General features: G+C 37.2%; 23 protein-coding genes. 18 read left to right on the forward strand and 5 right to left on the reverse strand.

The annotated features are described in order from the left end of the window. Positions 1-22 precede the first annotated feature (22 nt). Positions 23-649, reverse strand: coding sequence for a spore protease YyaC (gene yyaC / locus ACTWQM_RS12255; protein WP_443258443.1), 627 nt, complete (start codon positions 647-649; stop codon positions 23-25). Positions 650-737: 88 nt separating this feature from the next. Here yyaC and ACTWQM_RS12260 point away from each other — a divergent pair, with 88 nt between their 5' ends. The 7 genes from ACTWQM_RS12260 (at position 738) to rpsR (ending at position 5,473) form a co-directional block, all read left to right on the forward strand. Continuing rightward, on the forward strand, positions 738-1,760 hold the full coding sequence (locus tag ACTWQM_RS12260) for a YkvI family membrane protein (RefSeq protein ID WP_443258444.1): 1,023 nt from the start codon (positions 738-740) through the stop codon (positions 1,758-1,760). Positions 1,761-1,834: 74 nt separating this feature from the next. Beyond that, entirely contained in the window at positions 1,835-2,737 is a 903-nt protein-coding gene (locus ACTWQM_RS12265; RefSeq protein WP_443258445.1) for a mechanosensitive ion channel family protein, read from the forward strand. A gap of 15 nt (positions 2,738-2,752) precedes the next feature. Next, positions 2,753-2,950: a DUF951 domain-containing protein gene (locus ACTWQM_RS12270; RefSeq protein WP_443258446.1), complete on the forward strand. Its 198-nt coding sequence runs from the start codon at positions 2,753-2,755 to the stop codon at positions 2,948-2,950. A gap of 212 nt (positions 2,951-3,162) precedes the next feature. Beyond that, positions 3,163-4,263, forward strand: a complete 1,101-nt coding sequence (gene ychF / locus ACTWQM_RS12275; RefSeq protein WP_443258447.1) for a redox-regulated ATPase YchF — start codon at positions 3,163-3,165, stop codon at positions 4,261-4,263. Positions 4,264-4,404: 141 nt separating this feature from the next. Continuing rightward, the gene (gene rpsF / locus ACTWQM_RS12280; RefSeq protein ID WP_443258448.1) at positions 4,405-4,695 is read left to right on the forward strand and encodes a 30S ribosomal protein S6; all 291 of its coding nucleotides are present in this window, start codon (positions 4,405-4,407) and stop codon (positions 4,693-4,695) included. Positions 4,696-4,710: 15 nt separating this feature from the next. Next, the gene (ssb, locus tag ACTWQM_RS12285; RefSeq protein ID WP_443258449.1) at positions 4,711-5,205 is read left to right on the forward strand and encodes a single-stranded DNA-binding protein; all 495 of its coding nucleotides are present in this window, start codon (positions 4,711-4,713) and stop codon (positions 5,203-5,205) included. A gap of 37 nt (positions 5,206-5,242) precedes the next feature. After that, entirely contained in the window at positions 5,243-5,473 is a 231-nt protein-coding gene (gene rpsR, locus ACTWQM_RS12290) for a 30S ribosomal protein S18 (RefSeq protein WP_443258450.1), read from the forward strand. Between the two features lie 633 nt (positions 5,474-6,106). Here rpsR and ACTWQM_RS12295 read toward each other — a convergent pair. Genes ACTWQM_RS12295 through ACTWQM_RS12310 form a run of 4 tightly spaced genes read right to left on the reverse strand, consistent with a single transcriptional unit; the run spans position 6,107 to position 8,703 of the window. After that, positions 6,107-6,727, reverse strand: coding sequence for an ATP-binding cassette domain-containing protein (locus tag ACTWQM_RS12295; protein WP_443258451.1), 621 nt, complete (start codon positions 6,725-6,727; stop codon positions 6,107-6,109). Positions 6,728-6,744: 17 nt separating this feature from the next. After that, positions 6,745-7,422 (reverse strand): molybdate ABC transporter permease subunit, encoded by a 678-nt coding sequence (gene modB, locus ACTWQM_RS12300; RefSeq protein ID WP_443258452.1) that lies wholly within the window; start codon positions 7,420-7,422, stop codon positions 6,745-6,747. A gap of 14 nt (positions 7,423-7,436) precedes the next feature. Further along, entirely contained in the window at positions 7,437-8,204 is a 768-nt protein-coding gene (modA, locus tag ACTWQM_RS12305) for a molybdate ABC transporter substrate-binding protein (protein ID WP_443258453.1), read from the reverse strand. Positions 8,205-8,214: 10 nt separating this feature from the next. Then, on the reverse strand, positions 8,215-8,703 hold the full coding sequence (locus ACTWQM_RS12310; RefSeq protein WP_443258454.1) for a hypothetical protein: 489 nt from the start codon (positions 8,701-8,703) through the stop codon (positions 8,215-8,217). Between the two features lie 231 nt (positions 8,704-8,934). On the opposite strand from ACTWQM_RS12310, the gene ACTWQM_RS12315 reads away from it, so the two are divergent. The 11 genes from ACTWQM_RS12315 (at position 8,935) to ACTWQM_RS12365 (ending at position 23,276) form a co-directional block, all read left to right on the forward strand. Further along, positions 8,935-9,882, forward strand: coding sequence for a YybS family protein (locus ACTWQM_RS12315; RefSeq protein WP_443258455.1), 948 nt, complete (start codon positions 8,935-8,937; stop codon positions 9,880-9,882). Positions 9,883-9,909: 27 nt separating this feature from the next. After that, complete coding sequence (locus ACTWQM_RS12320; RefSeq protein ID WP_443258456.1) at positions 9,910-11,871, forward strand: DHH family phosphoesterase; 1,962 nt, start codon at positions 9,910-9,912, stop codon at positions 11,869-11,871. Positions 11,872-11,933: 62 nt separating this feature from the next. Beyond that, positions 11,934-12,380: a 50S ribosomal protein L9 gene (gene rplI, locus ACTWQM_RS12325; protein WP_443258457.1), complete on the forward strand. Its 447-nt coding sequence runs from the start codon at positions 11,934-11,936 to the stop codon at positions 12,378-12,380. 41 nt (positions 12,381-12,421) lie between these two features. Continuing rightward, entirely contained in the window at positions 12,422-13,789 is a 1,368-nt protein-coding gene (gene dnaB / locus ACTWQM_RS12330; protein ID WP_443258458.1) for a replicative DNA helicase, read from the forward strand. 226 nt (positions 13,790-14,015) lie between these two features. After that, positions 14,016-15,302, forward strand: a complete 1,287-nt coding sequence (locus tag ACTWQM_RS12335; RefSeq protein ID WP_443258459.1) for an adenylosuccinate synthase — start codon at positions 14,016-14,018, stop codon at positions 15,300-15,302. Between the two features lie 805 nt (positions 15,303-16,107). Then, a complete protein-coding gene (locus tag ACTWQM_RS12340) occupies positions 16,108-17,601 on the forward strand; it encodes a peptidoglycan DD-metalloendopeptidase family protein (protein WP_443258460.1) in 1,494 nt (497 codons plus the stop codon). Between the two features lie 123 nt (positions 17,602-17,724). Beyond that, a complete protein-coding gene (yycF, locus tag ACTWQM_RS12345) occupies positions 17,725-18,429 on the forward strand; it encodes a response regulator YycF (RefSeq protein ID WP_443258461.1) in 705 nt (234 codons plus the stop codon). 5 nt (positions 18,430-18,434) lie between these two features. Then, on the forward strand, positions 18,435-20,264 hold the full coding sequence (walK, locus tag ACTWQM_RS12350) for a cell wall metabolism sensor histidine kinase WalK (RefSeq protein WP_443258462.1): 1,830 nt from the start codon (positions 18,435-18,437) through the stop codon (positions 20,262-20,264). Continuing rightward, positions 20,261-21,562: a YycH family regulatory protein gene (locus tag ACTWQM_RS12355; protein WP_443258463.1), complete on the forward strand. Its 1,302-nt coding sequence runs from the start codon at positions 20,261-20,263 to the stop codon at positions 21,560-21,562. The genes walK and ACTWQM_RS12355 overlap by 4 nt, the downstream gene beginning before the upstream one ends. 2 nt (positions 21,563-21,564) lie before the next feature. After that, positions 21,565-22,494, forward strand: coding sequence for a two-component system regulatory protein YycI (locus ACTWQM_RS12360; protein WP_443258464.1), 930 nt, complete (start codon positions 21,565-21,567; stop codon positions 22,492-22,494). After that, entirely contained in the window at positions 22,491-23,276 is a 786-nt protein-coding gene (locus ACTWQM_RS12365) for an MBL fold metallo-hydrolase (protein ID WP_443258465.1), read from the forward strand. Before ACTWQM_RS12360 ends, ACTWQM_RS12365 begins: the two co-directional genes overlap by 4 nt. Positions 23,277-23,400 lie beyond the last annotated feature (124 nt).

The raw sequence follows: 23,400 nt of genomic DNA on the forward strand, positions 1-23,400 counted from the left end.
TTCTTTTTACGTGAAAAGCGTGCTAAACTTCTACACCACTAGTACGCTTGTGATTCGAAGCAACTATTGCTGGCAAAGGTCTGCTGAATGCTAATTGTTGGTCTACCTTTTCTAATATAGAAGCAATACATTTTGCCATTTCGACAACAAGTGATAATCTTGTGTTTTGTAAAATAGAATATTCCATAAAACCACTTATATTAACCACACCAGTTATATGAATATCCCCAACAGAAGGAAGGTCCTTATTTAATGCTGCTCCAGGCCTTAAAGATCCAACATCTGAAATGATACTTCCCACAGATGTTGATTTCCCCAGTGATGCATCAACAGCAATAATAAATGCATCCTTGTGCTGAGCATTTATTAATTTAATATGATCCTTCAGATTTATGGCGTGAACAGGGTCTGCTAAAGTCCCATAAATATTTATATGCTTTGGTTTTTTTTCCGAAAGAAAAGTGCCTGCCAATGGACCAAGTGCATCTCCGGTAGAACGGTCAGTTCCGATACAAACAACAACATATTCCCGAGGTATTTTTGGAAACCAGGAAGTCAACCTTTCACTCATTGCGTCCATTAGTGTTGGGTCGGTATGTAACAACTGCAATTTATCATTTTTTGGTACAAATCGATTTATTAGATTCATAGCTTATCCTCCATAAACATATTGGTATAAGTATACGGAAAAAATTATCGATCTATACGTAGATCCGAAAAATAATGGAGGAAATGTGATGTGGAGAGCTGGTCTTAAGTGGATGTTTTTAATAATCGGTACAACTATTGGGGCTGGATATGCTTCAGGTAGGGAGTTATGGCAATTTTTTGGTCATGAAAGTGGACTTGCTATTCTGCTGTTTACTTTATTTTTTTCGATATGCTGTAATGTGATAATGAATGTAAGCTATGAAAAACAATCTACTGATTACTTACCAGTACTAGGGGATATTGTAGGGGTTAAGTTAACAAAGCTATATGACGTTATGATATTTTTATATTTATTTACGACAACCGTTGTAATGATTGCAGGGAGTGGTGCTACTGGACAGGCATTTAATTTTTCCTACTGGTGGGGAGTGCTAGTTATTGCAATTGGCTTAATAATTTTGTTTTTAAAAGATATTAGTGGGCTGTTGGCAATGAATCAGGTTATTCTGCCATTATTACTTGGTGGACTGCTATATATTTTATTAATATTTACAATGGACCAGGAGCTTTCAATGTTTTCCCATTGGTCAGAACAACGAAATTGGACTGCGGCATTTCCGTTTACAGCATTAAATATCCTTCCTTTAATAGCGGTGTTGGGTGCGATAGGGAATAAAGTTCGATCCAAACAGGAAATATGGATTGCTTCACTCGGTAGCGGTTTAACCCTGGGTACGATATCATTCATATATAATAACAGTTTAATACAGATAGCCGATGAATTGCTTTTGTATGAAATACCATTATTCGCAATACTTAAGCACTATCCATTTGGAATGCTTATACTCATGTCAATTCTTCTATGGTTTGCCATTTTTACGACGGCCGCTGCAGGGATATTAGGTATTGTTTCCAGACTTCAAAGTATAATAAACATTCCAATTTGGTTATTAGTAGTTATCATATTAATAGCAATGATTCCACTAACGACATTAGGTTTCTCTACGTTAATAAGCTATATTTATCCGATATATGGTATTCTTAATTTATATGTATTAACAAGGTTATTGCTCTATCCATTTTGGAAAAAAATGGAAGAAAAAAATTAAATTTCTCTTTTCTTTCAATGGCAGCAGCATTGTTGTAAAATCTAGCTATAGCGTTGAACGTCGGAGGTATTATTTTGGAATTTATCAACAATAAATTTATACAGTTATGGGACTATATTGCAGGTCCTGATTTATGGATAGCTATTGGTCAGGGATTATTTCAGATTATTTTAATCATTTTCCTGTCGATCATTATAATTCGGGTTGGAAATAATGTTATAGGCCGCGTTTTTCAAAATAAATCACGTGGTCCTTTTCGGATAACTGAAAGAAGGGAGAATACCCTTAAAAAACTGATCAAAAATGTTTTAAAGTATACCGTTTATTTCACAGCAATTATTATGATATTGGATAATGTGCTAGGTGCAAAAGTAGGCCCGTTGCTGGCCGGAGCTGGTGTTGCAGGTCTAGCTATCGGGTTTGGAGCACAAAACCTTGTCCGTGATATTATATCCGGTTTTTTCATTATTTTTGAGGATCAATTCTCTGTAGGAGATTATATACTTACTTCAGGTGTTGAAGGAACCGTAGAAGAAATTGGCTTGCGAACGACTAAAATACAGAGTTGGACTGGCGAACAGCATGTACTTCCAAATGGGAATGTAACACAGGTTACCAACTATTCCATTCATAATGGTCTTGCTGTTGTGGATGTGAACGTACCCTATGAAAGTGATGTTGGCAATGCTGAGCAAATAATCGATGATGTGAGCAAGACATTGCCTGATAAATATGAAGAAATTGTTCGAGTTCCAGAAATAATAGGGGTGCAAACCCTGGCAAGCTCTCATTATGTAATACGTATTATTGCAGAAACGTTGCCATCGTATCAATGGGCAGGTGCACGAATAGTCCGAAAAGAAGTCCAAGATGTATTATATAAAGAAGGTATTGAGATTCCTGCACCACGTCTTGTGATGTATTCCAGGAATCAGGAGCCGACTTCATTAGAGTTAAACCGTGATAAAGAAGTATAAAAAGGAGGTTGCGACATGGCGGATAAAGAATTCGGATTAAATGATATTGTTCAGATGAAGAAACAGCATCCTTGTGGCGAAAATCGCTGGAAAATTGTTCGAATGGGTATGGACATTCGAATTAAGTGTATGGGATGTGATCACAGCGTCATGATTCCACGGAAAGAATTCGCAAAAAAGATGAAAAAAATACTTGTAAAGGCAGAAGATTAAATTTGTCTAAAATTCTTTTTGTTGCCCCAAAACTCAATTATAGCTGAGGTATGATCAGTGGAAAGTGAAAATTACGCTAACGCACTTGGAAAATTGGCAATTATAATTGCTTATTTTTGCTTTTTCATTGCTTGTCAATTTAACATCTTGTATCTATAATTGGTATGACTAACGCGTTCATATGAATGAAATCCTTAAGGAGTGAAAGTTGAATGGCTTTAACAGCAGGAATTGTCGGGCTTCCCAATGTTGGTAAGTCAACATTGTTCAATGCAATTACACAAGCTGGCGCAGAGGCTGCTAACTATCCGTTTGCAACCATTGATCCCAATGTGGGGATTGTAGAAGTACCAGACAATCGCTTAAATAAATTAACAGAACTGGTAAAACCGAAGAAGACTATACCAACAGCATTCGAATTTACTGATATTGCTGGTATTGTGAAAGGTGCAAGTAAAGGAGAAGGTTTGGGCAACCAATTTTTATCCCATATTCGTCAGGTTGATGCAATCTGCCAAGTTGTACGTTGTTTTCAAGATGATAACATTACACACGTGTCAGGTAAAATCGATCCAATAGATGATATTGAGATTATTAGTCTTGAGCTTATTTTAGCTGACTTAGAATCTGTTAATAAACGGATACAACGGGTGGAGAAACTTGTAAGACAAAAGGATAAGGAAGCAATTGCGGAACATGACATTCTCCTTAAGCTTAAAGAAGGGCTTGAAGAAGAAAAACCTGTACGAGCCTTGGAATTTTCAGAAGAACATTGGAAAATTGTAAAGGGGCTTCATTTGTTAACCAGTAAGCCTACACTGTATGTAGCAAATGTAAGTGAAGAGGAAATAACCGAGCCTGATGCAAATGAAAATGTGCAAAGGGTAAAAGAGTATGCAGCAAAAGAAGGTGCAGAGGTAATTGTTGTTTGTGCAAAGATTGAAGAAGAAATTTCTGAACTTGATCAGGAGGAAAAGGAAGAGTTTCTTGATGATCTAGGTATCGCTGAATCAGGTTTGGACAAGCTTATCAAGGCTTCGTATAATCTATTGGGCTTGGCAACCTATTTTACAGCTGGTGAACAGGAAGTGCGCGCATGGACTTTCCGTAAAGGAATAAAAGCACCACAGGCAGCGGGAATTATTCACACTGATTTTGAAAAAGGCTTTATTCGTGCCGAAACCGTATCCTATGACCATCTTATGGATGCAGGGGCTATGGCGCAAGCACGTGAAAAAGGAAATGTTCGGTTGGAAGGTAAAGAATATATCGTTAAAGATGGCGATGTAATCCATTTTCGTTTTAATGTTTAGTAAATAACGTAGCAGGATCCCTCGAATGGTTGTTTTTTATAATAATATTTGGTATAATACGATGTTGTGAGTAATGAAACAAAGTTACTCCTTGCTTCATTGATAAAATGAAGCCGCTAAGACCAAAAGGAGGTGTACCGGATGAGAAAATACGAAATCATGTATATCATCCGCCCAGATATTGAAGACGAAGCTCAAACAGCTTTAGTTGAGCGCTTTAATAAAGTTCTAACGGATAATGGGGCGGAGATTGAAAAAGTTGATGATAAAGGCAAGAAACGTCTTGCATATGAAATCAATGATTATAGTGATGGATATTATGTACTCATTAACTTCAGCAGCGAAGTAGATGCAATCAATGAATTTGATCGCTTAGCTAAGTTTTCTGATGATATTATTCGTCATATGGTAATTCGAGAAGATGATCAATAATAAGGGGTGGTTCTGATGTTAAATCGTGTCGTACTTGTCGGCAGGTTAACGAAGGATCCTGATCTACGTTATACACCAAATGGAGTAGCGGTAGCCAACTTTACCATAGCAGTTAATCGGCCTTTTTCAAATCAGCAAGGAAACCGTGATGCTGACTTTATCAACTGTGTTGTTTGGCGCAGACAGGCGGAAAATCTTGCAAATTACATGAAAAAGGGTAGTATGATTGGTGTCGATGGACGTTTACAAACACGTACATTCGAAGGAAAGGATGGCAAAACTGTCTTTGTAACGGAAGTTGTTGGAGACAGTGTTCAATTCCTTGAAACTAAAGGTTCTTCACAAAGCAGTGGACAACAAGCATCAGGATACCAGCAAAATCAAAATCAGAATCAGAATCAGAATCAGAATCAGAATCAGAACCAAACAAATCAAAATCAAAACGAAGAGGACCCGTTTAAAAATAACGGTGAGCCGGTTGATATATCAGATGATGATCTACCATTTTAAATGGATAGATGTAATTTAAATAAAAGGAGGGGTATTAATGGCAGCTCGTCGCGGACGTGCAAAGCGTCGTAAAGTATGTTATTTCACAGCTAATGGAATTACGCACATCGATTATAAAGATGTTGATCTACTAAGACGTTTCATTTCAGAACGTGGGAAGATTCTTCCTCGTCGTGTAACTGGAACTTCAGCAAAATATCAACGTAAACTTACAAAAGCGATTAAACGCTCTCGCTCAATGGCATTATTGCCATATGTAACAGAGTAAATTAAGTAATAAAAAGCCTTTTGACAGCATTTATACTGTCAAAAGGCTTTTTTTAAGTTTCCTACAGGAGTCTCGCAATATTCCAGCAGCTGGTTTAAATAGTTTAAAGTCATTATTTATCCAACACATTATGCAGTTGTTTATTTTTTAGGATAGGTTGTTTTCTAAAAGATTGTTGCTTTTTCCAAGCAATGAGTCTTAGACGCAGTTAATATAAACTGCAACGTAGATACGATAAGAATTATTGAGTAAGAATCTCTAACCACGCAGCTGGAATATACTCGCTTTCCGTGGGCTCACCACGAGCCTCCTCGTTCGCAAAAACCGCTCACTGTGGGGTCTCTTAGCCTCGCTGTCCCACAGGAGTCTCGCATATTCCAGCTGCTAGTTTAGTGGTTTAAAATCTTGTTTCTATCAAGTTCTAATGAGCAAAATCCAGCGCAGGAAATACACGGAGATTCCTGCGGGAACAGCGAAGACGGTGAGACCCCGTAGCGTTCTTTGCGAGGAGGCTCAGCGCGAGCCCTAAGGTGCGCGAAGTGTATTTCCGTAGCGGTGTCATAGCACTCAAGTATTTTTCCATATTACATCGCAGTTTATATCAATCCTTACAAACATTTAAAAAACTGCAATTCATTTATCAATTATCTTTCCTTGTTCGATTCTCAGAATACGATCGCCTAGTTTCTCCGCTTCTTTAACATCATGTGTAACCATAATAATAGGTATTTTCCACATGGCATGTAAACGCAGCAGTTCGTTCTGGCACTCTAACTTTGTTTTATCATCTAAGGAGGAGAAAGGCTCGTCCAGAAGCAATGCCTCCGGTTTGGTAGCTAATGCACGTACAAGGGCAACGCGTTGCTTCTCACCGCCTGATATTTCGGCAGGGTAGTTTTCAAGTATATGTTCAATTCCAACAACATTAACTAATGTATTAACAAGATTGTTATCCTTCATACCATATTTTATGTTACGTCTGATGGTCATGTGGGGGAACAAGGCATAATCCTGGAATACATATCCTATATTTCTTTTTTGTACAGGCTGTGATTTTCTGTTTTCCTGAAAGAGTTGCCGGTCATTTAGTAGGATTTCGCCAGAATCAGGGTGATCAAGCCCAGAAATACAGTTCAACGTTGTGGTTTTGCCAGCCCCAGATGGTCCGGTTAGTACAATAATTTCCTCACGAACGTTAAACGCAGCATGAAGCGTAAATGCTTTAAGTTTTTTATTTATCTCCAGTGAAAGCATTATTCAACTCACCTATATCATTTGTCGTTTGTAAATCGTAAAATATTTCTTCCACTCCACCAATTTAGCCAAAGTATGGCAGTGAATCCAACTGCAACTATCCCGATAACCCAAAACAACGCTTCATTCATATTTCCCGAGTCAACAGCAAAATAAATGGCAAGTGGGATTGTTTCTGTTTGATTTGGTATGTAGCCAGCAATCATAAGCGTTGCACCGAATTCACCAAGTGCTCGAGCAAAGGTTAATACTAATCCTGCTAATAATCCAGGCCATGCCAATGGAAAGGTTACTGTCCAAAATACTCTCCAACTTGATGCACCCATTGTAAATGCAGCATTTTCAATGTTGGGATCATAATTTTGAAATGAAGCTGCTGCGCTTTGATACATTAATGGGAAGGAGACGACTATTGCTGCTATAACTGCCCCGAACCACGTAAATACAATCTGAAAATCAAACAAATTCAGTAATAAACTTCCGATTGGTCCATTTTTGCCAAATAAATAAAGCAAGCCAAACCCAACAACAGTAGGTGGGAGAACTAACGGAAGCATTAACAATGATTCTAGTATTCTCTTTCCCAAAAATCTATTGCGGGATATAAATCTAGCAAGGAAAATGCCAAAAATAGCAACAACAGCCGTAGCAATGCTGGCTATTTTCAATGATAGAAATAATGGTGTATAGTCCATTTCCAGTTCCACCTTTAAGAGCCAAATCCATATTCGGCCAATATAGACTGTGCTTCATCTGATTGCAGAAAATTTATAAACGTCTTTGCTTTTTCTTTGGTGTCACTTGATGCCATTACAGCTGTAGGATATTCAATTGGCCCATATAGCGATTTATTTATTTTTTTAACCTCCGTTACCATATTGGAACGTTTTAGATCACTGGCATAAACAAACCCGATGTCAGTGTTGCCAGATTCAACGTATGTAAGCACTTGTCGTACATCTTTGGCATAAACAAGCTTATTTTGAATATCTTGCCAAAGTCCACTTGCAGTTAAAACTTCTTTTGCATAACTTCCAGCAGGTACACTTTCCGGATTTCCCAGTGCAACTTGATCAAGTCCGGTATTCATTAGACCTTTTAAATTATCAATAGGGGTGTTAGTATTATTTGCTGATACAAGTACAAGTTTATTTTCTGTGAAATTTGCTCTTGTATTTTCAAGAATCATTTTCTGTTCAGATAGGTTGTCCATCCATTTTTGGTCTGCGGAAAGAAATAAATCAACAGGTGCACCTTGCTGTATTTGTTGTGCAAGCTTTCCAGAGGCTCCATAGTTAAGTGTGAGTGTTGTATTTGGATGTTCCGATTCAAATTCATCACCAAGCTTGGACAGGACATTGGATAAGCTTGATGCAGCTGATATGAACAATTTATGTTCTTCTGTACTTTCCTGATTACTGCAGCCTGCATTAATTAGAAGAGATAATGCAAGAAGAATGTATACAAAATATTTCATGATAAAACTCCTATTTTCGAATTTTTCGCCTCGGATAAACGGTTATAATTTTAATTATAAAAAATAAGGAAGAAATTAAGAAGAGCCATAAATACATAACATCTACCTTAAAAATTAGTGCTATAACTGTGTATAGTACAAAAGGGATTGTTGTTGTATAAGCACTCATTTTCCATAGTATAGGAAATCTTATTTTTCGCTTCATTAATCGGGATATGCCAGTTCCTATGTAAGCAACTAGAGAAATCAGCAGAAAAACCATTGTGATTAACGGTAAGTAATAAAAAATAAAAAAGTACACGAGCAGTAATATTAACTGCATGTCGGCACTTGCTCCATCAGTTGCTGTTAATCGTTCAGCCAGTGAGGGAATAGAAACAAGCAATACGAGAATAGACATATATAATAAAGTAATATCCATTCCGATTCGATTTAATTTAAAGATTGCCTGTTTATTTGGCAATTTAACACTGTTTAAGAAAGCTTGCAATAAAATCATTAGTTTCATCCTTCATTATAGAATCTTCCATTAGTTTCATTATAATCAAAATCTGCAATAAAATCGCTTCCTGACCTTGAAAATTCATTGACTTTTAAAACTTTGTCTACAAAATTCTACAAGTTATTACCCGGGAAATATGAGAATCTGTTATTCGGAATACCAATTCATGCTTAAATCGTGTTATCATATTGTAATGAGATAAATTTATTAGATATGTAGGTGCAATAAATGAACCAATCAAAAATCTTAAAAGAAGGTGCTATGCTTACAGCTATATATATTATATTGCTGTTAATAGCAGCGTTTGTTCCAATTATAACAATAATTGCTACCTTTCTACTGCCAGTACCTTTTATCATATTTGCTTCCAGACATAATTGGAAGCCTGCTCTTTTAATGTTCGGGGTTGCGGTTGTATTATCAATTCTTTTTGCAACAATTGTGAGCCTGCCGTTGACTGTGTTGATGGGTCTTGGCGGTATAATGCTTGGTAGCTCTATTTATAAAAAGTTACCTGCCTATGAAACGTTAGGAAGAGGAACGATAGGTTTTGTAGTCGGGCTTGTTTTTATTTTTGTGTTTAGTCAATTCGTTTTACAAGTGAACTTAATGAGTGAAATTGACCAAATGATTAATCAGTATGTTCAAATGGTAAAAGATTTAATGGAACAATTTGGCTTAGCAGACCAAGCTGAAGAACAGGTTGAAATGCTGGAGCAACAGATGAGCATGATAACGAGTCTGGTTCCAGCTGGAATAGCTTTAATTGCAATTTTGATGGCCTTTGTCAGTCAATGGGTAAGTTATAAAGTTATCAATCGTTTAGACGGTATGAAACTGGGATTTCCTCCTTTTCGTATGTTGCGTTTCCCGGTTTCATTAGTTTGGATTTATTTCTTCGCATTGATATTTACATTTTTTGAACTCGATCCATCGAGTACGTTATATTTAGCAGTAAATAATGTAATGATGCTTACAGGTATATTAATGACGTTGCAAGGCTTATCTTTTATTTTTTTCTATGCTCATAAGAAAAACAAGTCAAAAGCACTGCCAGTAGTAAGTGTTATATTGACAATACTTTTCCCGTTTTTCTTCCTTTATTTTGTACGTCTGTTAGGTATAATTGATATAGGATTCTCACTAAGAGACCGTATATCAAAGGATGAGAAATAAGTGGGGTAAGTAGTAGGAGCTGATTATATGAACGATTTAAAAAATAAACCAATACTTAGCAGCCACTTATGGGTTATTTACCTAGTATCCATAATACTGCTTGGATTTATTTGGTATTTCCAATGGATGCTAGGAATAATAATGACAGTGCTATTAGCAGGGTCGTTTTATTATAGTATAAGGACGGAAAGAACACTACAGAATGAAACCGAAGAATATATAGCAACGCTTTCCCATCGAATTAAACGTGTTGGTGAAGAGGCTTTATTGGAAATGCCGATAGGGATCATTCTGTATAATGAAGATTATTTTATTGAATGGGCAAATCCTTACATGAACCGTTTTGCTGATGAAGATACATTAGTCGGAAAATCAGTTAATACACTTTCTGACGATTTAATTTCAAGAATTAAAGAAAGTAAAGATGAATTATGGTTCAATGTGGAAGGATACGAATTTCAAACAACGGTAAAAAAGGAAGAACGATTACTATATTTGTTTGACCGAACGGCGCAATCAGAAATACAAACGCTATACCAAAATGAGCAAACTGTTCTGTTAGTAATTTTTCTTGATAATTATGAGGAAATCACGCAGAACATGGATGATACGTTAAAGAGTCAGTTAAATTCAAAGGTCACCTCTGTATTAAATAGTTGGGCACATGATTATGGAATATATATGAAACGAACCTCTCAGGATCGCTTTCTGGCCGTTTCAACAAAAAAGATTCTTGATCAGCTGGAGAAATCAAAGTTTGATATTTTGGATGAGGTACGTGAACTTAATGCTGAACATAACATTCCGATCACATTGAGTATTGGGATTGGACTGGGAAGTGTGGAGCTTCCAACACTTGGTGAATTAGCACAGTCGAGCCTTGACCTTGCACTAGGTCGTGGTGGGGACCAGGTAGCCATAAAAGATGAAGCCGGAAAAGTTCGCTTTTACGGTGGACGTACCAATCCAATGGAAAAACGTACCCGCGTAAGGGCACGCGTCATCTCCCATGCACTGAAAGAGCTCATTAAAGAAAGTGATAATGTTATTATTATGGGCCATAAATCTCCAGATATGGACTCGGTTGGTGCAGCGATTGGTATATTAAATATAGCTAAAACCAATGGTGTTGAAGGGTATGTTGTATTGGATCCAGACGACGTAGATACAGGTGTTTACCGACTTGTTGAGGGAATAAAAGAGGATGAAGAACTATGGGAACATTTCATAGACCCTGACGAATCGGAAGCAGTAATAACGAGCAGAAGCCTTATTGTAGTTGTTGATACACACAAGCCATCGATGGTCTCGAATCAACGCCTGTTGAGTAAAAGCGAGTATAAGGTTGTTATCGACCACCATCGGCGCGCAGAGGAGTTTATTGACAATCCAACACTTGTTTATATGGAGCCATATGCATCCTCTACAGCGGAATTAGTTACCGAATTACTGGAATATCAGCCAAAGAGCCTGAAGTTAAAAATGCTTGAAGCAACTGCATTATTGGCAGGAATTATTGTTGATACGAAAAGTTTCACATTGCGAACTGGTTCACGTACGTTTGATGCGGCTTCTTATTTACGGTCCAAAGGTGCAGATACCGTATTGGTACAGCAATTTATGAAGGAAGATCTGGATATTTATATTAAACGAAGTAAACTGATTGAGCGTGCTGAAGTTTATCGGGATTCGATTGCTATTTCAAAGGGTAAACCAGAAGAAGTATATGGTAGCGTACTAATTGCTCAGGCAGCAGACACACTCCTAACAATGAGTGGTATTAACGCATCATTTGTGATTTCTGAGCGAAATGATGGTCGAATTGGAATCAGTGCCCGTTCACTTGGAGAAGTTAATGTTCAAATTATCATGGAGAAAATGAATGGTGGCGGTCATTTAACAAATGCTGCTACTCAAATCGAGGATACGACAATTGATGACGCTGAAGCATTACTAAAAGATATAATAGAGGAATATTTTGCACGTTAACAAATGTCATAATAACACTTAAAATAGAAATTGAACTTTTTTTACTAAGGAGGAGACAAAGAATGAAAGTAATTTTCGTAAAAGATGTAAAAGGAAAAGGTAAAAAAGGTGAGGTAAAAAACGTCTCTGACGGCTATGCACGAAATTATTTACTAAAATATAATATGGCAAAAGAAGCTACTTCAGGTAATATGAAAGAACTGGAAGCTAAAAAGAATAAACAACAGGAAGAAGCGCAGAAGGAAGTGGAGGAAGCTGAACAACTTAAAGCTAAATTAGCCGAAATAGATGTTGAAGTAAAAGCAAAATCCGGCGATAGCGGGCGGTTATTTGGTTCCATCACAAGTAAACAAATTGCCGAAGTTCTAAAAGAAACGTATGGCCATAAAATTGATAAACGAAAAATTGAACTTAATAGTCCAATCCGTTCGTTAGGTTATACAAATGTCCCTGTTAAGTTACACCCGGAAGTAACTGGTACAATTAGAGTTCATGTAGTAGAAGCGTAATTATTTAACTAAGGTATCCTCTCCAAAAGGGGGCGAGATGAATGAGCGAAATTTGGAATGACCGTACACCGCCACATAATATAGAAGCGGAACAAGCTGTTATAGGAGCTATATTTTTGGAACCTGATGCGTTGCCTTCAACATCAGAACTATTAATGCCTGATGACTTTTATCGTGCAAGTCATCAGCGAATATTCGAAGCGATGCTGAAACTGTCAGACAAGGGGGAACCGGTTGACCTTGTGACAGTAACAACATCCTTGTCGAATGAGAAAAAACTGGACGAGGTTGGCGGAGTTGCATACTTGTCCGATTTGGCAGGCAGTGTTCCAACGGCGGCAAATATACTGTACTATAGTAAAATAGTTGAAGAAAAAGCATTGCTTCGTCGGTTAATCCGCACTGCAACAGATATTGTCTCATCCGGATTTGCAACCGAAGATGAAGTGGAAGATGTCTTAAATGAAGCAGAAAAAAATATTCTTGAGGTATCTGGAAAGAAAAACACTGGGGCATTTAAGGCTATAAAAGACGTCCTCATTGAAGTATATGATAATATTGAACAACTGCAACATCAGGATGCCGATGTGACAGGGATTCCAACTGGATACAGGGATTTGGATCGAATCACTTCAGGCTTTCAGCGAAATGACTTAATCATTATTGCTGCAAGACCATCTGTAGGTAAAACGGCATTTGCCTTAAATATCGCGCAAAATGTTGCTATAAATACCGATGAAAATGTCGCCATCTTCAGTCTTGAGATGGGTGCTGATCAACTTGTTTCTCGTATGCTTTGTGCAGAAGGAAATATTGATTCACAACGTTTGCGTAACGGAAACCTGGAGGCGGAAGATTGGAGTAAACTAACGATGGCAATGGGCAGCTTATCCAATGCCGGAGTTTATATTGATGACTCACCTGGAATAAGAGTTAGTGAGATTAGGTCTAAATGCCGCCGTCTAAAGCAAGAGAATGGACTTAGTATGATTTTGATAGATTACCTGCAGCTCATTCAAGGTAATGCCAATTCAAAAGAAAACAGACAACAGGAAGTTTCCGAGATTTCCCGGTCTTTAAAAGCCTTGGCTCGAGAATTGAATGTACCACTAATCGCTTTATCACAGCTATCCCGTGGAGTTGAATCACGACAGGACAAACGACCGATGATGTCCGACTTGCGTGAATCAGGGAGTATTGAGCAGGACGCTGATATTGTTGGATTCTTATATCGTGATGACTATTATGATCAGGAGTCAGAGAAACAAAACATTATTGAGATAATCATATCCAAACAACGTAACGGCCCTGTTGGTAACGTGGAGCTTGCGTTTGTAAAAGAATATAATAAGTTCGTAGATTTGGACCATCGTTATTCAGATAGCGATGTACCCCCAGTTCCTGTATAAGTATAAACAGTCTCTAAAAGGAGACTGTTTTTTTGTTTGCCTGAACTACTTATTACTATTCAAAATCTAGAGCAAGCAAAAACTCAAAGCTCACGTCAGTTTTAACGAACGATTAATGATATATAATTACTATTGTTCGTGTTTTGTGTTGACATTGTTGGTTTTTATTGTTAGAATTACGCTGTTACTTAATAAAAAACAAATAATTATATAGTGGAGGTGCATCATGTCCTCAGTAGTAGTAGTTGGAACGCAGTGGGGCGATGAAGGAAAAGGTAAAATCACTGATTTTTTATCGCAAAATGCCGAGCTTGTTGCTCGCTATCAAGGTGGTAACAATGCAGGGCATACAATAAAGTTTGATGATGTCACATACAAATTGCATTTAATTCCTTCAGGTATTTTTTTCAATGAAAAGACATGTGTATTAGGAAATGGAATGGTTATTGATCCAAAAGCATTCGTAGCGGAAATTGCTTACTTACATGAACGAAATGTGTCGACTGATAATCTCCGTATAAGCAACCGTGCGCATGTCATTTTACCTTATCATTTAAAAATGGATATTCTTCAGGAAGAAGACAAAGGTGCTAATAAAATTGGCACAACGAAAAAAGGAATCGGCCCGGCGTATATGGACAAGGCTGCACGAATCGGTATACGTATTGCTGATTTATTGGACAAAGAAACCTTCCGGACGAAACTTGAGCAAAACTTAAAAGAAAAAAACCGCTTATTCAGTAAAATATATGAAGTTGATCCAATACAAGTTGAAGATATTCTAGAAGAGTACTATGAATATGGGCAACAATTGGCCAAATATGTTTGCGATACTTCTGCCGTATTAAATGACGCACTTGACGGTGGTCGTCGCGTGTTGTTTGAAGGTGCACAAGGAGTTATGCTTGATATTGACCAGGGGACATACCCGTTTGTTACATCATCGAATCCAGTTGCTGGTGGAGTGACGATTGGCTCTGGTGTTGGTCCCACTAAAATCGATCATGTTGTAGGAGTGTCAAAGGCCTACACAACCCGTGTTGGTGATGGTCCGTTTCCTACAGAATTAAATGATGAGATTGGTGAACAAATCCGTGAAGTTGGCCGTGAGTACGGTACAACAACAGGAAGACCGCGTCGTGTTGGCTGGTTTGATAGTGTTGTTGTTGGTCACGCACGTCGTGTAAGTGGTATTACGGATATATCATTAAATTCACTTGACGTTTTAACTGGTATTGAAACGTTAAAAATATGTGTTGCTTACAAGTATAAAGGTGAAATTGTTAACGAATTTCCGGCAAGCTTGAAAGTATTAGCTGAATGTGAACCAGTATATGAAGAGATGCCTGGATGGACTGAAGATATCACAAACGTTAAAAGTATTCATGAGCTGCCAGTTAATGCAAGGCACTATCTGGAGCGAATATCACAATTAACTGCAATACCATTATCCATTTTTTCTGTCGGACCGGATCGTTCACAGACTAATGTTGTAAGAAGTGTTTATAGTTAAAAAATAGTCCAAAAGAAGCAAAGAGGCTGGGACAAAAATGTCTTAGTGAAAGTAAAATCCGAACTATGATTCGAATTCTTGAAATAGAATTCGAATTAGTTCGGATTTTTTTGCAGTTAAGAAAGCATAACTTCTTTCTTACTGCATAAGTGCAACTGTGGCATTCACCAAAATGCTTGGTGAATTTCGGGTTTTCTAATGTTGCTGATTAGATATAAAATGCGAAGTAGTGTTAGATCCAACCATTGAATATGAACAATCTAAACATTCTATCCTATTATTATTCGTCTTTAAAGTGGGAAGCTTTAGTTATATCCTTGTATCTTTTTGGTAGTTAATATTGTATAGTACTTTCTAATCAGACGGAATGTTCTGAACTTTCCTCTTATCAGGAAAGTTCATCAATAAAATCTATTAAAATAAGGACAAAATTTGAACTGTTTTCTAGCATTTTGAGTAAAAATTTACATTAATATCCATTTTTTGGTGAATTTGAGCTATTGTTGTCACTATTTCTGTAATATAACTGTAAAATTAGGAAGAAAAAAAGATGCAAAATGCACTGAAAGTTACATTTTACACCTGCAAGTCGGAAATTAACGGCGATTTATGTAAATTTATGGAAGTTATTATACATTTACTTTACATTTGCCTAGACTCTCTTTCATTATCTACTATAACTATGGTAGATTAGACAATGATATGAGAAAGTCTTTTGACCTAGAAATTAATTATTAGAAAACCTTGGCAGTTATTTTTTTAACTGCTAAACAGATATATATATATGGCAAGGGGGAATACCACGTTGTTTAAAAGGAAAGAAAAGCCTGTAAGCAACATATCAAATAGGCGAAGTAAATTCAGCATGCTGAAAAAAGTCGCAATTATGACATGTGTCGGTCTGTCATTTACATTTACAACAGCATATGCAGATGATGATAGTGACTCTTTAGAAACTATTTTCCACGTTTATGTAGATGGTAAACATATTGGAGAAGTTAGTGATAAAGAAACTGTCCAGGACATTATAGATACAAAGGTTAGCAAAAAGAGTGATGAGTTTGCGAACTTATCCATAACGGTTGGTGAAAAAGTGTCGCTTGTGTCTGAGCATGTGTTTGACCCTACATATAATAAGGATAATGTAGAAAAACAGCTTAAAGAAGGTCTTTCAGCTAAAGCAGAAGCAGTTCAGTTAAAAATTGCCGATGACACGGTGGGCTTTTTTAAGGACCAAAAAACCGCTGATAAAGTATTAAAAGCTTACAAAGCAAAATATGTCGATGACAAGGTACTTGAAAAACTGACAAATAAACAAAGTGACTCTGACAGTAAAGATAAGCCAAACAAGAATCAGCAAAATGAAAAATCGGATCTTGCTCTTGGTGACTCTATCATTAAAGACGTAACTCTATCAGAGAAAGTTTCATTTTCTAAGAAAAAAGTTAAACCGGAAGATGTACTGAATGTGAAACAAGGGCTGAAAATGCTTGAAAAAGGTACTTTAGAAGATAAAGTACACAAGGTCAAAAAAGGTGAAGTACTTGGTAGTATTGCAGACAAATATGACTTGTCGGTTGAAAAATTACTGGAATTAAATAAAAAGTTAAAAGAAGATGCTGTTCTGCAAATTGATCAGGAAATTCATGTGACAGATTATCAGTCGTTTGTTGACGTTATCGTCAACAAAGAAAAAGTAGTAGAAGAAACAATTGACTATGAGACAGAAATAAAAGAATCAGATGACATGTATAAAGGTGATAAAAAAGTTAAGCAAGAAGGACAAAAAGGCAAGAAAAAAGTCCATTATGCACTAAAAATAAAAAATGGAAATATAGTTAATAAAGATACAGTGACTGAAAAAATAATAAAAGATCCAGTAAAAAAAGTTATTATTAAAGGAACTAAAGTTGTACCATCACGCGGGACAGGTGAACTACACTGGCCAGCAGTTGGTGGGTATGTCTCTAGTAATATTGGTATGCGTTGGGGGTCAATGCATAAGGGAATGGACATAGCACAGCCAAGCAATCGTTCTATTTTAGCTGCTGATAACGGAACAGTTGTATCAGCTGGCTGGGACAGTGGCGGTTATGGCAATAAAATAGTTATTAATCATAATAACGGGATGAAAACTATTTATGCACATCTTTCATCCATAAGTGTGAGTCCAGGCCAGACGGTAGAAAAAGGCAGTAAGATAGGGGTAATGGGGACAACAGGAAATTCAACAGGTATACACCTGCACTTTGAACTTTACAAGAATGGTTCCCTGCAAAACCCTCAAAAACACTTGTAGAAAACAAAAGTAGAATTAAGACTGACTCCACAGAATTAGGAGTCAGTCTTTTTCATATGCAAGACATTTGAGCCAAAGTACGATAAAATAGAGCAAAGGAACGCTGAAAAGGATGTGACTAAAATGAGTCAAAAGATTTTAGTAGTAGATGATGAACAACCAATTGCAGACATTTTAAAATTCAACTTAGAAAAAGAAGGCTATCAGGTAGTTGTCGCTTATGATGGCGATGAAGCAATTGATCTTGCAGAGGAAGAAAAACCTGATTTAGTTCTATTGGATATAATGTTACCAAACAAAGATGGAAATGAAGTATGCCGTGAAATAAGAAAGACGCAATCGATGCCAATTATTATGCTAACGGCAAAGGACGCTGAGATTGACAAGGTGTTAGGATTGGAGCTTGGAGCAGATGACTATGTGACAAAACCCTTTAGTAATCGTGAGATAATCGCAAGGGTTAAGGCAAATTTGCGCAGACAGCAGCAATTACCTGAAGACGCGGTTAAAACCACCAAGAATATTGAAATTGGAAGACTTGTAATACACCCGGATGCCTATGCAGTTACCCGTGACGGAGAACAGATGGAATTGACGCATCGTGAATTTGAGCTGTTGCATTACTTGGCTCGACATACCGGACAAGTCATGACACGTGAACATTTACTTGAAACGGTATGGGGCTATGATTATTTTGGTGATGTACGTACAGTAGATGTTACCGTAAGACGCCTTCGTGAAAAAATTGAGGAGAATCCAAGTAACCCAATGTGGATTGTTACACGTCGTGGTGTGGGATATTATTTACGTAAGCCCGAACAGGAGTAGGTTTTATGCATAAAGTAGGTTTTTTCCGTTCGATACAATTAAAATTTATTATTATTTTTATATTGCTGCTACTTGTCGCAATTCAGGTTATCGGGTCCTATTTTGCAAAAGAATTGGAAGATGAGCTGGTTAAAAACTTTGAAGAATCTATTGAATCGACGGTTGATATCTTACAAGTGAACATGAAACAGGCATTCAGCAAAGATAGAACTGAGGACGGAAGTGGTCCGTCACTTCAGCAAGAAGTTCAGGATATTGTCAGAGTAAACAACACCGACAAGATTATTAAAATTCAGGTTGTTGATATGCAAAGTAGAATTATCGCTACAAGTAATAGTTCGAGCGGCAGTAATCTTGAGAAAAAAACAACAAGTAACTTTATTAAGAATACAATACGGTTCGGTGTTCCTGATTCTGACAAGGTATATAATACGGAAAGAAATCTAATCTATCGAAGAACTGTCCCCATCACAAATGATGAAGAGAAGCAGGTTGGTGCTCTTTATATAGAGTCCTCGATCAATGGTGTATATAATCAGATGGAGGATATTAACAACATCTTTCTGCGAGGGTCTATATTAGCAATAACGGTTTCAGCCTTTTTGGGAATTCTGGTTGCCAGAACCATTACAAAGCCAATTTTGGAAATGCGTAGACAGACACAAATAATGGCAAGAGAAGACTTTTCTCAGAAAGTAAATGTATATGGGTCGGATGAGATTGGTCAGCTTGCTGTATCATTTAATGATTTAAATGCAAAATTGAAGCACTCCAGGGCTTTAACGGAAGAGGAACGCCGAAAGCTAAGCTCCGTGTTATCCAGTATGTCCGATGGTGTCATTGCAACCGATAAGTCAGGGGCAGTCACATTGATGAATGATGCAGCTGCAAGACTTATTGGTCGCAGTCCTGAAGAAGCACAAGGGGAATTTTTACTTGATGTACTTGAGTTAGATGAAAAAACAGTAGATATTTCTGATTTACCGGATAGTGGTTCTATGATTATTGACTTCAGTGACCAGGATAATTTCTTTTTAATTCGTGCAAACTTCTCTACTATTGCGGATGACGAAGCGGATATTACAGGGTTTATAACAGTGATTAGTGATGTTACCGAACAGCAGAAAGTCGAGCAGGAGCGCCGTGAGTTCGTTTCAAATGTGTCACATGAGTTACGGACACCACTTACAACGATGCGCAGCTACATTGAGGCACTAACAGAAGGTGCATGGGAAGATAAGGAAATTGCACCTAAATTCTTAAGCGTTACCCAAAACGAGACAGAACGCATGATCCGAATGGTGAATGACTTGCTGCAACTTTCTAGAATGGATGATAAAGATTATTCACTACAGAAGGAAAAAACTGATTTTATCACATTCTTCCATCATGTAATAGATCGATTTGATATGAATGTATCAGAAAAAATAACCTTGCAGCGTGAATTGCCGGATAGCCAGTTCCATGTATGGATGGACAAAGACAAAATGACCCAAGTTCTTGATAACATAATATCGAACGCTATTAAATATTCACCGGAGGGTGGAACCATTCGTTTTAGTGTGGTGAAGCAGAAGAATCAAATGCTGGTAAGTATTGAGGATCAAGGTATGGGTATTGCGTATGAAAAGCTTGATAAAATATTTGAGCGTTTTTACCGTGCAGACAAAGCCAGAACACGTAAGCTTGGTGGGACAGGTCTTGGTCTTGCAATAGCGAAAGAAATGGTTGAAGCACATCATGGTAAAGTATGGGCCAAAAGTCAAGAAGGTAAAGGGACAACCATTCTCTTTACACTTCCGCTAATGAATAAGAAGCGGAGGGGTAAAAAATGAAGCTTGAAACGATAAAGTCATATATATTAATAATTTTGGTCGGGGTAAGTCTTCTGCTTACATTTGCTTTATGGAGTTATCAGCCTCAATACCCGACAGTAAAAACAGAAGAATTTGTTGACAGTGTTGACCTTGGAGGCGAAAAAGAGAAAACATTGGAACTGATTGAACCAAAATCAATTATTTTTGAGAATAATAATAACTACTTCAGTTTTACGGAAGAAACGGACCGTCAAACATTTTATGCGGACATGCATGAGTGGGTTCTCTATGAGTTTCAAACTAATAACGTCAGCGAAAGACCATCAAGGGAAAATCAGTTGGAAATTATATTTCCAGAATCACTGTCGATGGGATTAGCGGGAGAATTGTTCACATTTAATGAAGATGTTACGTTGCCAGACTGGAAATTTGACCGGCTGTATATAACTTTTAATACGAATTCTTCTTCGCTGAACATTATATTCAGGTCAGCAGATGGTCAGCAGCAAGCAACAGCAGTAGTCAATAATCCGGATAAATATGAGGAATTATGGGGTTACCTGACAACATTTGAAGGGTTAAGTGAATATTTACGGGTTGACTTAGCTGGGTCACCAATTTATATCCCTAAAAATAATGTAGTTGTACCTAGCAGATCGATAGCCGTTAGTGATATTAATCAGAATCTGATGATAGATGCATTGTTTACCAATACTGATATTGTAAGAGGAACTCAGGTCAATCCAAATGAATATTACTATACGGATAGCACACGGGGAATTATGCATGTCTATCAAAATGGAAGAACAATGGAATTTCAAAATCCAATTCAGTCGCCATATCAGCAAATGAGCCAGAATGATCTTATTGAACGGAGTAAATCAAACATTAATGAGAACAATGGATGGACTGATGAATTTAACTTGATGAGTATTAATACAGTATCAAATACGATCAGCTATCAAATGTATTATCAAGGTTTTCCAGTATACAGCAATACCAATTCATCCATTATTCAACAGCAATTTCGAGGATCAGAACTAAACTATTACAGCCGTCCGTTATTCACATTGAACAACCTGCTTGGCGGTGATGACACTGTCGAACTACGATCCGGCAGTGACGTAGTCTTTTATTTAAAAAATACCACAAGATATAGCATGGAAAATATTACGGATATAAAAGTCGGTTATCTTTTGACATATCGAAACAGCGATGATGCAGTCACATTAGACCCAGCGTGGTTTGTCCATCATAATGGCAGCTGGCAGGAAATAAATTTTGAAGAGATAACACAGCAAAAAGGGGGGAGTTGAGGATGCAATGGAAACAGATCAAAACGTTATTTATCCTCTGCTTCCTCGTTTTAAATGCTTATTTGTTATTTATGTTCTTCGATAAACTGGAAGAATTGGATTATGGGTTAGCTGAAGACAATGAAGAAGCTACGTTCAAGGAGCAGCTTGAAAATGAAAATATAAAAATAAGTGCTGATTTACCTGCAGAGGAGTTGAATGAGTCCTATATATCGGCAAATCAAAAGTCGTTTACTGACAAAGAAGTCGAATCGTTGAATGGACTTGGTAATCAGCAATCAGAGGTTATAAACGGAAATTTTATCGTGTCCCAATTTGAAGAACCTGTTACGATACCTGAAGGAGCAGATAATAATTTAATAACTGAAATCGTAAAAAGTAAAATTCTCTTGGAGGAAAACTATACGTATGGTACGTGGAATAAGGAAATGAATGTACTGGTTTTCTTCCAGAAAAAAAGAGATCTTCCAATTTACTATAATCAAAATGGAATTGTTGTTGTATATCTCAATAATAGTAATGAAATGATTTTCTACACGCAGACAATGTTGGGAGAGGCTGAAACGCCCACAGAGGAAAAGTCACTCATTAAACCTATTGATGCAATAAAGGTTTTATTTGATGGAGACAGACTATGGCCTGAGGATGAGATAACCGATGTTAATATGGGATTCCATCAACGAATACCGTTGCCCAATGGTCAACAATTATTCGCGCCGACATGGACAATAACCGTTAATGGGGAAAAAAACTTTTATGTAAATGCTATGGAAAATCTGGTGTTTTCCAGTGATGAGATGACATTTTTAACTGATTATATATCGTATACAAAAGAAACACTTCAATCACTTAAAGATGATAATGAAGTAAAAGAATATGTTTTAAATCATTTAGATACAATTCCAACAGATAATCGGAGTGATACAGAATGACGTTACGTTTTAGTGTGCTCGCTTCAGGAAGTACGGGAAACGCCTTTTATATAGAATCAGACAAGCAGAAGCTATTAGTTGATGCAGGGTTAAGTGGAAAGCAAATGGATCGGTTGCTTGGAGAAATTCAGGTTAATCCTTCAAGCCTAACAGGAATTCTCGTAACACATGAGCACAGCGATCACATTAAAGGTCTTGGAATAATAGCTAGAAAATATAATTTACCTATTTATGCAAATGCTAAAACATGGAAGGCAATGGAGAATTCTATTGGCTCCATATCAGTGGATCAGAAATTTCATTTTAATATGGAAGAAGTAAAAACATTTGGTGATATTGATGTAGAATCATTTGGGGTTTCTCATGATGCTGTAGAACCAATGTTTTTTACATTCCGTCAAAATGGCAAGAAAGTAGCGCTAGTAACAGATTTAGGCTATGTATCAGAGCGGATTAAGAAAACAGTTGAAGATGCGGATGCCTATATATTTGAAGCTAACCATGACGTAGGAATGCTCCGGATGGGTCGGTACCCTTGGAATGTAAAACGACGCATACTAGGTGATAACGGTCATGTTTCTAATGAAGATTGTGGAATTGCTTTAAGCGACATAATTAGTAACCGGACAAAGCGTATTTATTTGGCCCATTTGAGCCAAGATAACAATATGAAAGATTTGGCTCGCATGTCAGTTGATGGCATGCTGCAGGAGCGTGGCATTAAGCTGGATTTATATGATACAGACCCAAAAACACCAACCACTTTATATGATGTTGGTTAATAAATCTGCAATTTTGGTAATACTATAGAAATAGCTAACGATAAAGATCTTTGTTCGTAGTATGATATAAACTGCGAAGGAACTGCCGGAATAATCTCTATAAACTCTCGTCTCGCCGTCCGGG

It is taken from the genome of Virgibacillus sp. L01 (assembly GCF_052246775.1).
In the GTDB taxonomy this organism is placed as follows: Bacteria; Bacillota; Bacilli; order Bacillales; family Amphibacillaceae; genus Lentibacillus.